General features: G+C 60.5%; 15 protein-coding genes and 1 tRNA gene. 4 read left to right on the forward strand and 12 right to left on the reverse strand.

Features of this window, described 5'->3' with window-relative positions:
• The first annotated feature begins 62 nt into the window (after nucleotides 1-62).
• The 4 genes from CCGE525_RS18365 (at nucleotide 63) to CCGE525_RS18385 (ending at nucleotide 4449) form a co-directional block, all read left to right on the forward strand.
• Complete coding sequence (locus CCGE525_RS18365; RefSeq protein ID WP_120705533.1) at nucleotides 63-989, forward strand: ROK family protein; 927 nt, start codon at nucleotides 63-65, stop codon at nucleotides 987-989.
• Nucleotides 979-1689, forward strand: coding sequence for a copper homeostasis protein CutC (locus tag CCGE525_RS18370; protein WP_120705534.1), 711 nt, complete (start codon nucleotides 979-981; stop codon nucleotides 1687-1689). The genes CCGE525_RS18365 and CCGE525_RS18370 overlap by 11 nt, the downstream gene beginning before the upstream one ends.
• Nucleotides 1690-1828: 139 nt before the next feature.
• Nucleotides 1829-2761 carry a DUF6030 family protein gene (locus CCGE525_RS18375; RefSeq protein WP_120705535.1) on the forward strand — a complete coding sequence of 311 codons (933 nt, stop codon included), beginning with the start codon at nucleotides 1829-1831 and terminating at the stop codon, nucleotides 2759-2761.
• Between the two features lie 236 nt (nucleotides 2762-2997).
• Nucleotides 2998-4449 (forward strand): DHA2 family efflux MFS transporter permease subunit, encoded by a 1452-nt coding sequence (locus CCGE525_RS18385; RefSeq protein ID WP_120705537.1) that lies wholly within the window; start codon nucleotides 2998-3000, stop codon nucleotides 4447-4449.
• Between the two features lie 12 nt (nucleotides 4450-4461).
• Here the strand turns inward: CCGE525_RS18385 and CCGE525_RS18390 are convergent, their stop codons facing one another.
• The 12 genes from CCGE525_RS18390 to murA all read right to left on the reverse strand — a co-directional run bounded on the left by CCGE525_RS18390 (nucleotide 4462) and on the right by murA (nucleotide 15422).
• Nucleotides 4462-6012, reverse strand: coding sequence for a SpoVR family protein (locus CCGE525_RS18390; RefSeq protein WP_120705538.1), 1551 nt, complete (start codon nucleotides 6010-6012; stop codon nucleotides 4462-4464).
• Nucleotides 6009-7280, reverse strand: coding sequence for a YeaH/YhbH family protein (locus CCGE525_RS18395; protein WP_120705539.1), 1272 nt, complete (start codon nucleotides 7278-7280; stop codon nucleotides 6009-6011). The genes CCGE525_RS18390 and CCGE525_RS18395 overlap by 4 nt, the downstream gene beginning before the upstream one ends.
• A gap of 18 nt (nucleotides 7281-7298) precedes the next feature.
• Complete coding sequence (locus CCGE525_RS18400) at nucleotides 7299-9245, reverse strand: PrkA family serine protein kinase (RefSeq protein WP_120705540.1); 1947 nt, start codon at nucleotides 9243-9245, stop codon at nucleotides 7299-7301.
• Between the two features lie 474 nt (nucleotides 9246-9719).
• Nucleotides 9720-9795: transfer RNA gene (locus CCGE525_RS18405), tRNA-Phe, on the reverse strand.
• A gap of 184 nt (nucleotides 9796-9979) precedes the next feature.
• Nucleotides 9980-10186: a DNA gyrase inhibitor YacG gene (yacG, locus tag CCGE525_RS18410; protein ID WP_120706488.1), complete on the reverse strand. Its 207-nt coding sequence runs from the start codon at nucleotides 10184-10186 to the stop codon at nucleotides 9980-9982.
• 5 nt (nucleotides 10187-10191) lie between these two features.
• Nucleotides 10192-10812 (reverse strand): Maf-like protein, encoded by a 621-nt coding sequence (locus CCGE525_RS18415; RefSeq protein WP_120705541.1) that lies wholly within the window; start codon nucleotides 10810-10812, stop codon nucleotides 10192-10194.
• Nucleotides 10813-10869: 57 nt separating this feature from the next.
• A complete protein-coding gene (infA, locus tag CCGE525_RS18420; RefSeq protein WP_004117876.1) occupies nucleotides 10870-11088 on the reverse strand; it encodes a translation initiation factor IF-1 in 219 nt (72 codons plus the stop codon).
• A gap of 142 nt (nucleotides 11089-11230) precedes the next feature.
• On the reverse strand, nucleotides 11231-11698 hold the full coding sequence (locus tag CCGE525_RS18425) for an arsenate-mycothiol transferase ArsC (RefSeq protein ID WP_120705542.1): 468 nt from the start codon (nucleotides 11696-11698) through the stop codon (nucleotides 11231-11233).
• 5 nt (nucleotides 11699-11703) lie between these two features.
• Nucleotides 11704-12177 carry a UPF0262 family protein gene (locus tag CCGE525_RS18430; protein ID WP_120705543.1) on the reverse strand — a complete coding sequence of 158 codons (474 nt, stop codon included), beginning with the start codon at nucleotides 12175-12177 and terminating at the stop codon, nucleotides 11704-11706.
• 3 nt (nucleotides 12178-12180) lie between these two features.
• Nucleotides 12181-13479, reverse strand: a complete 1299-nt coding sequence (gene hisD / locus CCGE525_RS18435) for a histidinol dehydrogenase (RefSeq protein ID WP_120705544.1) — start codon at nucleotides 13477-13479, stop codon at nucleotides 12181-12183.
• A 63-nt stretch (nucleotides 13480-13542) separates the two neighbouring features.
• Complete coding sequence (locus tag CCGE525_RS18440) at nucleotides 13543-13983, reverse strand: DUF2948 family protein (protein ID WP_120705545.1); 441 nt, start codon at nucleotides 13981-13983, stop codon at nucleotides 13543-13545.
• 146 nt (nucleotides 13984-14129) lie between these two features.
• The gene (murA, locus tag CCGE525_RS18445; protein ID WP_120705546.1) at nucleotides 14130-15422 is read right to left on the reverse strand and encodes a UDP-N-acetylglucosamine 1-carboxyvinyltransferase; all 1293 of its coding nucleotides are present in this window, start codon (nucleotides 15420-15422) and stop codon (nucleotides 14130-14132) included.
• Nucleotides 15423-15539 lie beyond the last annotated feature (117 nt).

Here is a 15539-nt window from a genome sequence, read left to right on the forward strand (position 1 = left end):
GCCTTGCAAAGACCGGCAAAGGGTGCGAGCAAGCGCAAGACGTTTCCTGCAGGCCAGTATTTATGATCGTTTCCTTCGACATCGGGGGCACCGCCATCAAAGGCGGTATCGCCCACTCCATGACAGACATCACGCCGCTCGCCCGACGCCCGACGCCGAAGCATGATTTTGGCGAATTCGTCGCGGCTTTGCGCGCTGTTATCGCCGAGACCGGAGAGAAGCCGGATTGCATTTCCTTTTCCATCGCTGGCGTCGTCGACCCTGACACGCAGGCACTGACCTGCGCCAACATTCCCTGCATCCATGGCCGGCGCCTTGCTGCCGAGCTGGAAGCGGAACTCGGCTATCCCGTCCTGATCGCCAACGATGCCGATTGCTTCGCGATGGCGGAGGCGATGTCCGGCGCCGGACGCGGGCACCGCATCGTCTTCGGCGCCATTCTCGGCACCGGCGTCGGTGGCGGCCTCGTGGCGGATAGCCGCCTCGTCAATGCCGCCGGCGGCTTTGCCGGCGAGTGGGGCCACGGCCCGATCATCGCATCTTTTGCCGGCAATCCGCCGGCCGCCATCCCTGCCTATCCCTGCGGATGCGGCCAAAAAGGTTGCGTCGATACGGTCGGCGGCGCCCGGGGCGTCGAACGCCTGCACAAGACCCTGCATGGACTGGAATTTTCCAGCGAGGAAATCATCCGCCAATGGCTTGATGGCGATGCCAAGGCCGAGCGGACGATCGATGTGCTGGTCGATCTCGTCGCCTCGCCACTCGCGCTGACCGTCAATATCACCGGCGCGACGATCGTCCCTGTCGGCGGCGGCCTTTCCAATGTCGAACCCTTGCTGGCTCGGCTGGACGCGGCCGTGCGCGCGCGTATCCTTCGCAAGTTCGACCGTCCGCTAGTCGTCCGGAGCGAATGCCGGGTCGAGCCCGGTCTTATCGGCGCGGCAGTGTTGGGGCTGAAATTTGTTGACGAGCAAAGCCATGCTGCTTGAGGTCTGCGTCGAGGATATTGCAGGCCTCAACGCCGCCGTCGCCGGTGGCGCCGATCGCATCGAGCTTTGCAGCGCCCTTGCCGTCGGCGGCCTGACCCCGAGTGCCGGGCTGATGGCGATGGCGGCGCGCGCGCCCATCCCTGCCTACGCCATGATCCGCCCTCGCGCCGGCAGTTTCGTTTACTCGGCAGATGAACTCGCCGTCATGAAGAGCGACATTGATGCCGTCAGGCATGCCGGCCTGCCAGGCGTCGTGCTCGGTGCCTCCCTGCCGGACGGCCGCCTGGACAGCGATACGCTCGCCGCTCTCGTCGCTCATGCGGGAGGCCTCGGCATGACATTGCACCGCGCCTTCGATCTCGTTCTGGATATCGAGGAAGCAGTGGAACTCGCCGTTTCGCTGGGGTTCGAGCGCATCCTGACGTCCGGCTGCGAGAAGACGGCCGTGAAAGGGCTCGCCGTGTTGGAACGGTCAATCGCCATCGCTGCCGGCCGCATCTCCATCATGCCTGGCTCGGGCGTCAATATCGGGACGGTCGGTAAGCTCTGGCCGAGATTGGCGATCGGCGAAATCCATTCCTCCTGCTCCGTTGCCGAGACGGAGACGAATGAACACCTGCTTGCGTTCGGATTTTCTGCACCAACTGTCCGCCGTACCGACGCCGCCACCGTCAGGACGCTCAAGGCGCATTTCGCCTGAACAGGGCTGCGATTTGACAAAGAAACGGTAGAATGATCAATCGTTCATAAACGCATGTTGTGTAGCTATAGATCGGCTGCGGAATGCCAACCCTTTGCAGTTGAGCAGGTTTCCTCTGGAGTAGCTGTAGATCTGAACCATGTCGGTGGCGCCACTTCGCAAGAAAAGCAGGGCTGTCTTCTGGATTGCGGCGATCGTCATCGGCTCGATCATTTTGGCGACGGCGCTGTTTGCCAACGGCATGCACAATCTCCGGGCGCTTGATGCCCGCTATCATCTCGACCTGTTCAAGGGGGCGGCACAGCAGCCCCCAACCCCGGCCGTGACGGCCGCCGCCGCGCAAACCGCCACCGGCCAAGCTGCCAATCCGAAACCGGCCGAAACCGGCGCCCCGAGAAGTCCGCCGGCCAATCCGGCAACGACTACGGCGCCTGCACGTGCACCTGTGCAGACGCCGGCCACGCCTGCCAAAGCCCCGGCAGCGGCGAAAGTAAAACATGCTCGACGCTCTCACCTGTTCGATACGCCCGTCGACGCCCTGCGCGGCGCGTTCATCCGAAGCTGGCGGACAACGGGGCCGATGCTGTGCGCCGACCTCATCAAATCGGGCCTGCCTGTCGGTGAATGGAGGCAGAGCGCGCTTGGCGTTGGGACTTACGAATGCAGCTACGAGATCCAGAAGGGCGGCAACGGTGATTCGAACGCGGCGTCATTCTTTATCATCATCCGCGGCACGCCAGCCGGAGAGCTCGACAATATCCGTATCAAGGTGATCATGCCCGACAATGTGGACGGCCGCGCGATCGGCGAGACATTCATTGACGGCGTCGTCCAGCTGCTGACCGAAACCCGCTGGCTCGACTTTCAGACCGCGCTCGAAGCGATCGGCAAACTGCAGGACGTGACGCAGAGAGCTTTCGGCGCAAAACTCGCCTTCTTCCGGGAATTCCAAAACGACAGGAGTTTCAATCTTCAGTTGGGGCTGGAGAGAAAAACGCCGGAGGAGATCCGCACGGGCATCGTTTTCGACAAGGCGCGATGGACGCTCCCATCGCCGTCACCTGTCAAATAGCAGAACCGCTCGCGAAAATTTGACATCGCGTTTGCGACGAAGGGTCTCCGTTCCGCCTGCTTTTTGTTGCACCGCGCCATCGATAGTGGTCAAATGACCCTTGTCTTGATGGCCGGTGAATCGCCGGTCGCCCACAGCATGATTCCCAAAAGTGCGAAGCGGTTCTTGGATAAGATCATGCGCCAGCATTGACGCGCCGAACCTCCCATTCGGCCGTGGAAAGTAATTGCATTCCTATGGATTCGACAGATACCGCCCCTGAAGGCCAGGTCTTCGCGATCGACCGCGACCCGCGCCTGCGTTACATCATCCCAGCCGTGGTCGCCGTTGCATTCCTGATGGAACAGCTCGATTCGACAATCCTCGTCACGGCCGTTCCTGACATTGCCAGAAGCCTTGCCACCACGCCCGTGCGCATGAACCTTGCGGTCACAACCTATATTCTAACGCTCGCCATGTTCATCCCGGTGAGCGGCTGGTTCGCCGACCGCTTCGGCGCGCGACGCATCTTTGCTCTGTCGCTCTTCACTTTCACCATCGGCTCGATTCTGTGCGGCCTGGCAACCAGCCTGCCGATGCTCGTCGCCACGCGCGCCCTGCAGGGTTTCGGCGGCGCGATGATGACGCCGGTCGGGCGCCTCATCCTGATCCGCAGCTTCCCCCGCAGCCAATTGGTGACTGCGATGACCTACATGACATTGCCGGCCGTTATCGGCCCGGTGATCGGACCTGTTCTCGGCGGTTTTCTCACGACCTATCTCTCCTGGCGCTGGATCTTCTGGGTCAACCTGCCCTTCGGCATCATCGGTATGGTGATGGCGCTGCGCTACGTCGAAGACACCGTTCGCGACACCTCGAGCAAATTCGACTTTCCGGGTTTCATCATGGTGGGTGTCGGCTGCGTGCTGCTGCAGTACGGCATCGAGAATGTCGGCCGGCCGACCATTCCCGTCTGGGCCATCATTGCCGTCCTCGCGGCCGCCTGCCTGCTTCTCGTTGGCTTCATTCGCTATGCGAAGACCGTGGAATCGCCGGCGGTCGACCTGACGCTGTTCAAGCTGCGTACTTTCCGAGTCGGCACATTGGCCGGTGGTATCTGTCGTGTCGGCCTCAATGGCGTGCCTTTCTTGCTGCCGCTAATGTTGCAGGTCGGTTTCGGCTTGAGCCCGATCGTTTCGGGCACGCTGACCTTCGTCAGCGCATTGAGCTCTCTCGCAGTGCGTCCCGTATCATCGACGATGCTGCGCCTTTATGGCTTCGACCGTGTATTGACCTGGAGCGCCGTGTTCGGCGCCGCCATTGTCGCCGGCTTCGCCCTGATAGGGCCGGAGACGCCTCACTGGTTCATCATCGTCTACGTCTTCGTCTTCGGCTTATCGCGGGCCGCACAGTTCATGACGTCCAACACACTTTCCTATTCCGACACACCTGCCGCTCAGCTCAGCCGCGCCACGAGCCTCGGCGGCGTGCTGCAGCAATTGAGCGTCAGCTTCGGCGTCTCCATCGCCGCCATGCTGCTCGGACTGGTCACGCTGGATGGCTCGCAGCTTACGCCGGACAAGTTCCACATGGCATTCCTGCTGATGGCGGTGATTCCGCTCCTGGGGCTGCCGGGCTTCCTGAAGCTGCGGCCGGAAGACGGCAGGCAGGTCAGCGGCCACTATCGCCAATCGAAGGAAGCCGCTTAAAATCCTGCGCCGTCACGCCGCAATGGCCGACGGGCGCGGATGGACGAGATGGTCGCGCAGCACCAAGCCAGACCGGTCGACCTCTTGCAGCAGGACGTCATAGCTCCAGAGATCGGCGAGATGCTGTAGCACGCGTTTGGCGTCGAGATCCTCCAGCAGGCCGCCGTTCAGCACGGTATGCTTGAGCATCAGCCGCCGGTCGCCCGCAAGGTCGACATCGACAATCTCGATATGCGGATCGATCCAACCGACATCATATTGCCGCGCCAGCTCGCGGCGGATGCGCTTGTAACCCCGCTCGTCATGGATCGCCGCCACCAACAATCCTTCTTCCTCTTCCGGATCGTCGGTAAGGTGGAACATGCGCATCTTCCGCATCAGATGCGGGCTGAGGAACTGCGACACGAAGCTCTCATCGCGATAGTTGGCCCAGAGGTCCCGCAATACTGCCATAGTATCGCCGCTCCCGGCGATATCAGGAAACCACTGTCGGTCCTCATCCTTCGGCTTCGTCACGATCCGCTCGATGTCTTGCATCATCGCAAAACCGATTGCGTAGGGATTGAGGCCGGAATAGCGCGGATCGTTGAAGGCAGGCTGGAAGACGACATTGGTGTGCGACTTGAGGAATTCGAGGAAATCGCCATCGCCGATGCCGCCGAGCTCGTGCAGCCGCGTCATGATGCGGTAGTGCACATAGGTCGCCGTACCTTCGTTCATGACCTTGGTCTGGCTTTGCGGGTAAAAATATTGAGCCACATGCCGGACGATGCGCAGAATCTCCCTCTGCCACGGCTTCATCCGCGGCGCCATCTTCTCCAAGAAATAGAGGATATTTTCCTGCGGCAGGCCTGCAAGCGAACGCCGGCGCTCCAGATCGAGATCCGGCGCCGCCTTGCCCTTTCCGACCGGAACCGTCCGCCAGAGATCGTTGAAAATCCGCTCGTCATATTCGCGCCGTTCGCGCTCGCGCTTTTCCTCGTCGCGCAGGTCAGGCGTCTTCTTGCCGGCATAGCGATGAACACCATGCGACATCAGCGCATGCGCCGCATCCAGCGTCCGCTCGACGGCGGCATGACCATAGCGCTCCTCGCAGCGGGCGATATAGCCCTTGGCGAAGTTGAGATAATCGAGGATACCCTCGGCATCGGTCCAGAGCTTGAACAGGTAATTGTTCTTGAAGAAATGGTTGTGGCCGAAGGCGGCGTGGGCAACCACCAGCGCCTGCATCGTCGCCGTGTTCTCCTCCATCAGGTAGGAGATGCAGGGCGAACTGTTGATGACGATCTCATAGGCAAGTCCGCGCAAACCCTTGCGATAGAAAGCTTCGTGATGCGCGAAATGCTTGCCGAAGGACCAATGCTTGTAGAACAACGGCATGCCGATCGACGAATAGACGTCCAGCATCTGTTCGGCAGTGATGATCTCGATCTGATTGGGGTAGACGTTGAGGCCGAGCTCGTCGATGGCGATCCGCTCGCAGGCATCGTGGATCCGCTGGATGGTCGCGAAATCCCAGTCCGCACCCTCAAAAAGCCGCTCCATCGATGCTGTCGCCATCATCCGCCCCTAGTTTCCGCCGCCCGGCGCTGAAAGAGATCGTGGAAGACCGGGTAGATCTGGCTGCGATCGCTGACGCGGCGCATCGACAGCACGGGCCAGCCCAACTGAATTCGCTCATAGAGCGACCAGAGCGCGGAACCGGATGAGATCGCGACACTGCGCGCCTCCCCCACCTCCAGATAGGCGAAATACTGGCAGACCGGCAGAACGGAGTTGGTAAGCAGCGCCGCTGCCGTCGCATTGTCGGAATAAGCATTGTCGCCATCCGATGCCTGCGCCGCATAGATGTTCCAGTCCGATGGCGGAAAACGATCGTGAACGATCCGCCGCATGGCTTCGAGTGCACTGGACACCTGTGTGCCGCCGGTCGCTGGACTGCGGAAAAACGTCTCTTCGTCCACCTCTTCGGCGACGTCCGTATGACGGATGAAGACGATCTCGACGCGACGATACTGTCTCGTCAGGAAGATGTAGAGCAGCATGTAGAAGCGTTTGGCGAGATCCTTCATATGCTCCGACATCGAGCCGGACACGTCCATAAGGCAGAACATCACGGCCTGCGCCACCGGCTTCGGCTCGTTCTCGAAACGGCGATAGCGGATGTCTATCGGGTCGATGTAGGGAATGCGCCGGACCTTCGATTCCAGCACCTTGATCTCAGCCTCGAGTGCGGCACGCCGCTCTTCGTCTTTGCATTCGGCCGCCTCCGCCTCAAGCTCGGCGACGGTCTCCGGCTTCGGACGATGCAGCGCCACGCGCCGCATCATCGCCAGCCGCATGGTGCGGTTGATGGCAAGATTGGCTGGCGATCCTGTCACCGAATAGCCCGATCGTACCAGATTGGGCTGATCGGTCGTCGTTAGCCGCTTCTTGGCAAGATCGGGAAGTTCAAGATCGTCGAGGAAAAGGTCGAGGAATTCCTCGCGCGTCAGGATGAAGCGGAAGGCGTCTTCGCCGCTGCCCTCGCCGCCTGCCCGCCCCCTGCCGCCACCGCTCTCCGGCCGCGGAAGGATATCGCCTTCAATGAAGTCCTTGTTACCGGGAAGGATATGCTCATGCAGGCCCTCTGGGCCGCGATGGAACCGGGGTTCCTCGGTTCCATCGATGGGAATGCTGATCTCGCCACCCTTCAGAATGTCCTGAATGTCGCGATTTTGAGAGGATTCGTAGACCGCTCTCTGCACCAGTGCTTTTGCTCTTCGCAAAAACCGTTGACGATTTTCCAGACTTTTGCCGCCTGGGTTCAGGCGTCGGTCAACAATGTGCATTCCTTCTTCCTTGGTGGCTCATCCTGCCTGTTTCACACGCATGTACCATTCCACAAGCCGTCGAACCTGACGCTCGGTATAGCCACGCGCCATCATGCGTTCGACGAATTCGCCATGTTTCTTTTCCGTCTCGCCGTCCTTCTTGGACCCAAACGAGATGACCGGTAGGAGGTCCTCGACCTGGGAGAACATCCGCTTTTCGATGACCTCGCGAATCTTCTCGTAACTCGTCCAGGACGGATTCTTACCGCCGTGGCTTGCCCGCGCCCGCAAGCAGAACTTGACGATCTCGTTGCGGAAATCCTTCGGATTGGCGATACCCGCCGGCTTCTCGATCTTGGTCAGTTCCTGGTTGAGAAGCTCTCGGTCCAGGAGTTGGCCGGTGTCAGGATCCTTGAAATCGACATCCTCAATCCAGGCGTCGGCGTAGTCGACATAACGGTCAAAGAGATTCTGGCCGTAATCCGCATAGGATTCGAGATAGGCCTTCTGAATCTCATGTCCAATAAATTCCGCATAACGCGGTCCAAGCTCGCTCTTGATGAACTCAATATAGAGCTTTTCGGTCTCGAGCGGCAGTTGCTCACGGCGGATCGCCTGCTCCAGCATATACATCAGATGCACCGGATCGGCGCCGATCTCCGTCGTATCGTAGTTGAAGGTCGCCGCCAGCACCTTGAAGGCGAAGCGGGTCGAAGCCCCGTCCATGCCCTCGTCGACGCCGGCCGCATCACGATATTCCTGCACACTGCGCGCTCTCGGATCGGTCTCCTTCAAGCTTTCGCCGTCATAGACCCGAAGCTTGGAGAAGGCCGTCGAGTTCTCGTGCTTGGCAAGCCGCGTCAGAACCGTGAAGCGGGCAAGCGTCTCCAGCGTCGACGGTGCACAAGGGGCATCGCTAAGCTCGGATTCCTCGATCAGCTTCTCGTATATCTTCTGCTCTTCGGTGACCCGCAGGCAATAAGGCACCTTGACGACGCAGATGCGGTCGATGAAGGCCTCATTGTTCTTGTTGGACTTGAAGGTCTGCCATTCCGACTCATTCGAGTGAGCCAGAATAATGCCGGAGAAGGGAATGGCGCCGATATTCTCGGTGCCGATATAATTGCCCTCCTGCGTCGCCGTCAGCAACGGATGCAGCATCTTGATCGGCGCCTTGAACATCTCGACGAATTCGAGAATGCCTTGGTTGGAACGGTTCAGCGCGCCGGAGTAGCTGTAGGCGTCAGGGTCGTTCTGCGCTAGGCTCTCGAGTTTGCGGATATCAACCTTGCCGACCAGCGAGGAGATGTCCTGGTTGTTCTCATCACCCGGCTCGGTCTTGGCGACGGCAATTTGTCGCAGCCTGGAGGGCTGTATCCTGACCACGGTGAAGCGGGAAATGTCGCCCTCGAAATGCTCCAGCCGCTTCAGGCACCATGGACTCATCAGACCGGTCAAACGCCGGCGCGGGATGCCGTAACGCTCCTCGACCATTGGTCCCATTGTCACGGGATCGAAGAGACTGAGAGGGCTTTCGAACACCGGACTGATCTCATTGCCGGCCTTCAGCACGTAGATGGGGTGGACCTCCATCAGCGATTTCAGCCGCTCGGCAAGCGACGATTTACCACCGCCGACAGGCCCGAGCAGGTAGAGGATTTGCTTTCGCTCCTCCAGCCCCTGCGCCGCATGGCGAAAGAAGGCAACGATACGTTCGATCGTCTCTTCCATGCCGAAAAAGCCGGAAAAAGCCGGGTAGGTCCGGATCGTCCGGTTCATGAAGATACGCCCGAGACGGGTATCCTTGGCCGTATCGATCAGCAGCGGTTCACCCATCGCGGCGAGAAGACGCTCAGACGCATTCGCGTACAAGAGCGGATCATCCCGGCACGCTTCCAGGTATTCGGAGAATGACATCTCGACTTCGCGCCGTGCTTCGAAAGAACGGGCGAACGTGTTAAATAGCACATCGTTGTTTAACATGGCGCCTCGATAGCTTGCTATTGCAATAAACGCCGGACTTAGCGAGATCGTTTCCCGCTAGTATCTAAGGTGCGGTAATAGTCGCTTCGAATCAATAGGTGATCCTTCAATAATTCGTACGCTTCATTGCAGCGGCCATCAATATCTTGAAAGGTTCTTTCACCGGAATTAATAATCGATACCTCTAAAGTTGTGAGTTTCACCCTAATCTCCACCATTAGACGCGCTTGACAGACCCCACGAAAGCGCGAGCCCGCCTTCCCTTTCAGATGAGCCGGGTCGCGACATCCCGATTGAAACAATGGGGAAATTCGGGATCGGAAACTCCAGCGGGATCTAAGTCACGCCGCTAATCGCTTGCCAAATGTTGCAGCACGTCATGGATGTGCCGTAACGCGCGTCGGCCAAGCCGACAAATTGCTCGCAGCTTGTCGCGCGTCTGCACATCGCGGTGATTTCGAAGTGAAAATAAAATGGTGCCCAGGGGCGGAATCGAACCACCGACACGCGGATTTTCAATCCGCTGCTCTACCAACTGAGCTACCTGGGCATCCCTGCTTCACGCTGATCGAGAGGTCTTGAAAGACCCTGGGCGGTTGGTTCGCCCCGGAAGCGAGCGGGGTTATAGCATCTTGTTCGCCCATGTCCAGCCGCAAATGACTCTTTTTTGACAGGAAATGGATTTTTGGTAATTCACGAATAAAATGAAAGGGTTCGTCGACTTGGCGGAGCGCCTATTCCTCGTCTGGCGCCTTGGTCTCGTCGTCGGCAACAGGAATGGCATAGGATCCATTCAGCCACCGTGACAGATCGAGCGAGCGGCAGCGATCGGAGCAGAAGGGATAATGCTCGCGCACCGAAGGCCGGCCGCATTCTGCGCAAGCGCGCGTCTTGCGCAGCGGCTCGACCTTTGCGCCCACCTTGATCTTGTCATCTGCCATGACGATCATCCTTCCTGCCATTCTGCGTAAACGTCGAATCCTTCGCCCGCGAGAAGCAGCATGGTTTCGTAAAGTGGCAATCCAACGACATTCGTATAGGAGCCGATCAGCTTCTGCACGAAGGAGCCGGCAAGCCCCTGGATGCCGTAGGCACCCGCCTTGCCCCGCCACTGGCCGGAGGCGAGATACATGTCGATATCCTTGCCGGACAGCCGCTTGAAGCGAACTTTGGTCTCGACGACCTTCTGGCGCAGTTTGCGGTCAGGCGTGATCAGGCAGATGCCGGTGTAGACGACATGGCTGCGGCCGGAGAGCAGATGCAGCGCGGAAGACGCCTCGTCGACGAATTCCGCTTTCGGCAGGATCCGCCGGCCGACGGCAACGACCGTATCGGCGGCGAGGATATAACTCCCCTGCCAGGCGACATCACCCTTCACCGCCGCAAACGCCGCCTCGCCCTTCTCCGCCGAAAGCCGGCGTGCCAACGAACGCGGATGCTCCGACTTCTTCGGGTCCTCATCGATATCCATGGGCATCAGACGCGCCGGCTCAATTCCTGCCTGATGCAGGATGTCGACGCGGCGCGGCGATCCGGAGGCCAGTATCAGCTTGTGTTTCAGCGCCATAAAACCTCGACCGTGACGGGCGGCAGACGGAGAGCCGGCTCGGATGCGAGCTGCGGACTACTTGAAACGATAGGTGATGCGGCCCTTGGTCAGGTCGTAAGGTGTCATTTCGACAAGCACCTTGTCGCCGGCGAGAACGCGGATACGGTTCTTGCGCATGCGGCCGGCGGTGTGCGCGATGATCTCGTGCTCGTTTTCCAGCTTCACGCGGAAGGTTGCATTCGGCAGCAATTCGGTGACGACACCGGGAAATTCAAGGACTTCTTCTTTCGGCATTAAAGCTTCTTTTCCTGTGGGGTTGGTGCCGGCGCCCATGGCAAAAAGCGAGGCCGCCGGAAATTTGCGCGGAAACTACACAATCGCCGCGGTTTTGTGAACCTCGTTGATCAGGCTTTCTGCATTTGTTTCATTGAGCACTCTAAAGAGAGCCGCGATGCTCCACCAGCCGGCTCTCGATCAGACCAAGAAGATGGTCCCGCACCTCACGGTAAGCATGGAGGATCTGCTCGCGCGTGCCGTCTGTAGCCGAGGGATCGATGGTCGGCCAATAGATGACATCGACGGCATTTGCGCGCGTCAGTTCGAGAGCCGCGTGATGCGCCTCGGGAGAGAGCGTGATGATGACGTCGAAGAAATCATCTTCCAGCTCCTCCAGGGTCCGTGGCTGCCGTCGGCCGAGCGAAAGGCCGATTTCGTTGAGAACGACGTCGACAAAGGGGTTGCGCTCACCGGCCCGCACGCCCGCCGAGGCGATATAGGTGCCCTGCGGCAGCATTCCACGCGCGATCGCCTCGGCCATCGGCGAGCGGATGGTGTTGAGCCCGCACATGAAGAGAATGGCGCTCGGCGGCTTCCCCTTATGTTCGATGGCCTTCGGCTGTTCCATTGCCGTCACCCACGCCAATAGAGCACGCAGACGAGTGTGAAAAGCCGCCGGGCCGTGTCGAAATCCACGATGATCTTGCCCTTCAGCCGCTCCATCAGCGTCCGCGAGCCTTCATTGTGGATGCCGCGGCGGCCCATGTCGATCGCCTCGATGCGGCTGGGGGTGGCCGAGCGAATCGCTTCGTAATAGCTTTCGCAGATCATGAAGTAGTCTTTCACGATCCGGCGAAACGGCGTCAGCGACAGGATATGGGTGGCGACGACGGCCCCTTGTTCGGTTCGGATATCGAAGACGAGCTTCTGGTCCACAAGCGACAGGTTCAACTGGTACGGCCCGCCGTCATGGCCGACGGGCTCGAAGCTGTTTTCCTCGATCAGGTCGAAAATGGCGACGGCGCGCTCATGTTCGACATCGGGCGTCGAACGGCCGATCGTGTCGTCCAGGACCACGTCGCTCAGCCGGAAAACGCCGTCAGTCATGCCCTACCCCTCTAGATTGAGGCGGATCGCAACGGATCGCGCATGGGCATCGAGCCCTTCGGAATTGGCGAGCGCGATCGCCGCCGGCCCAAGCACGCGCAACTGCTCGGGGCCAAGTCTGAGGATCGACGTGCGCTTGACGAAATCGAGCACGGAAAGGCCGGACGAAAAGCGGGCGGAGCGGGCCGTCGGCAGCACGTGATTGGAGCCGCCGACATAGTCGCCGATCACTTCCGGGGTATGACGTCCGACGAAGATCGCACCGGCATTGCGAACACCGGCAAGCAGCATATCGGGATCGTCGACGGCGAGCTCGAGATGCTCTGCCGCGATGCGGTTGGCGAGCGGAATGGCCAGCTTCAGATCGGAAACCAGGATAATGGCGCCGAAATCCCGCCAGCTCGCGGCCGCCGTCTGCGACCGGCCGAGCTGCTTGAGCTGCCGCTCGACGGCACCTTCCACGGCCTTGCCCAGCGCCGCATCATCGGTGATCAGGATCGATTGCGCGCCCTCGTCATGCTCCGCCTGCGCCAGCAGATCGGCGGCGAGCCAGTCCGGATCGTTGTGCTTATCGGCGATGACGAGCACTTCGGAGGGGCCTGCGATCATGTCGATGCCGACAGTACCGAAAACCTGCCGCTTGGCAGCGGCGACATAGGCATTGCCGGGGCCGGTGATCTTGGCGACCGGGGCGATCGTCTCGGTGCCATAGGCAAGTGCCGCAATCGCTTGCGCACCGCCGATGCGGTAAATCTCCTCGACGCCCGCCATGCGGGCGGCGGCCAGTACCGCTGGATTAATCGCGCCGCCCATCGTCGGCACGGTGATGACGATGCGTTCGACGCCGGCGACCTTGGCAGGCACCGCATTCATCAGGACCGAGCTCGGATAGCTTGCGGTGCCGCCTGGCACATAGAGGCCGACCGCTTCGATCGCCGTCCAGCGCGAGCCGAGGCCGACGCCGAGTTCGTCTTCATAAATGTCGTCCTTCGGCAATTGCCGGCGATGATGCGATTCAATGCGGGTGGCGGCGACCTTGAGGGCACCCAGCACCTCGGCGGGGACGGCTGCGATCGCCGCGTCGATCTCCGCTTCAGTGACACGCATGGGCGTCGTGGCGAAATCGATGCCCTCGAATTTCCTGGAATAGTCTGCAAGAGCCGCGTCGCCTCGCGCCCGCACATCATCGATTATGGCCCGTACGACGGCATTTACATCCTCGGACACTTCCCGCTTGGTCGTCAGGAAAGCGGCGAACAGCTGTTCGAATCCTTCCGACGCCTGATCCAGCCAGATAGCCAACGCTGATAATCCTTTTACATCGAGGCCGCCTCAAGCGACCGACACTCGTTTGTCGTCCGGCTGCTAGGCTTCGTCCGGATGACTGGGCTTGTTAGCCGTTTCCCACGCGCCGCCGATATCTGCAAGCTGAACTTCGATGCATTCGACATCGAGCGCGATCGTCGCGTTGCCGGCCAGCGTCAGCTCGATCGTGCCATCCGGCCCCTCGCCTTTCGGATCGAAGCGGATGGCGAGCAGCGACAGAACCTCGTCGCGCCGGCGCCGGTCGACACCGCTGGAGCGTACCGCCAGCACCCGCTTGAACACCAGCGCCGAACGATGACGCTCGAACGCCTTGTCCTTTTGATCCGACAGTTCCCAGACGAAACGGTTGGCGGCAAGCGAAAACTGCCCGAGCTTCGGCGCATAGCTCGTGTCGCCAATCTTGAAGACACTGTCCTGCATATGCGCAGAGATGACGCCCAAGTCTTCGTTGTCGAGTGCCATTAGCTTGAGATTGGTCATTCGCCTGATATCCCCGATCGCCGACAAGAAATGCCGATAGCGGCATTTCTCCCGTGATGGAAATAGGATGCGGGCGGGCAAGACGCAACCGGAGAAAACGAGCTTCTCCAGTCTCTTTTTATGAGCCGCTTTTGAGAGCCGAGGAATCAGTCGCTGATGCGTTCGACCATGGCGCCGCAGCGCGTCAGCTTTTCTTCCAGCCGCTCGAAGCCGCGGTCGAGATGGTAGACGCGCGACACCAGCGTTTCGCCCTCGGCAGCGAGGCCGGCAATGACCAGGGACACGGAAGCGCGAAGGTCCGTCGCCATGACCGGCGCGCCCTTCAGCCGCTCGACGCCCTCGATCTTGGCGGTCTGGCCGGAAAGCGAGATCTTCGCGCCGAGGCGGGCGAGTTCCTGGACATGCATGAAGCGGTTTTCGAAGATCGTCTCGGTGATGTGCGACGTGCCGGTCGAGCGCGTCATCAGCGCCATGAACTGCGCCTGCAGGTCGGTCGGGAAGCCCGGGAAGGGATCGGTGACGATATCGACCGGCTTGATGCCGCCGCCGTTGCGCTGCACGCGGATGCCGTTATTGGTCGCCGAAACATCGGCGCCGGCGCGGCGCAGGCTTTCCAGCGCCGTGTCGAGCAGCGCCATGTCGGTGTTTTCCAGCCGGACATCGCCGCCGGCCATGGCTACCGCCATGGCATAGGTGCCGGTCTCGATGCGATCCGGCAGGACGCGGTGACGCGCGCCGGAGAGTGAGGTGACGCCTTCGATGGTGATCGTGCTGGTACCGGCGCCGGAAATCTTGGCGCCCATGGCAATGAGGCAATTGGCGAGATCGACGATTTCGGGCTCGCGCGCCGCATTGCCGATCACCGTCGTGCCGCGGGCAAGCGTTGCCGCCATCATCATCACATGCGTCGCACCGACGGAAACCTTCGGGAAGACATAGCGCGTGCCGATCAAGCCGCCCTTCGGCGCGGTGGCATTGATATAGCCGCCATCGATTTCCATGGTGGCGCCAAGCGCCGTCAGGCCCTCGATGAAGAGGTCGACCGGGCGCGTGCCGATCGCGCAGCCGCCCGGCAGCGACACGCGCGCCTGGCCCTCGCGAGCAAGCAGCGGCCCGATGACCCAGAAGCTGGCGCGCATCTTGGCGACCAGCTCATAGGGCGCCGTCGTGTCGGCGATGGTGCGGCAGGTGAAATGGATGGTGCGGGAATAGCCGTCTTCCTGACGCTCTCGCCGGCCGTTGACGGCGACATCGACGCCATGATTGCCGAGGATGCGCATCAGAAGCTCGACGTCGGCGAGATGCGGCACGTTTTCGAGCGTCAGCGTATCGCTGGTGAGCAGCGAAGCGATCATCAGAGGCAGAGCCGCATTCTTGGCGCCGGAGATCGGAATGATACCGTTGAGCTCGTTGCCGCCGACAATCCTGATACGATCCATATATGACTACGGGCGGGGCCCGCCTTTCCTGAAGTTCCGTGCGCCAAATTCCACGCGTTTGGGGAGAAAGCGCTGTTTAGACGAAATAGATTAACGCATCAATTCGTTTGATGGCTC

This window comes from Rhizobium jaguaris, from assembly GCF_003627755.1.
GTDB classification, from domain to species: Bacteria; Pseudomonadota; Alphaproteobacteria; order Rhizobiales; family Rhizobiaceae; genus Rhizobium; species Rhizobium jaguaris.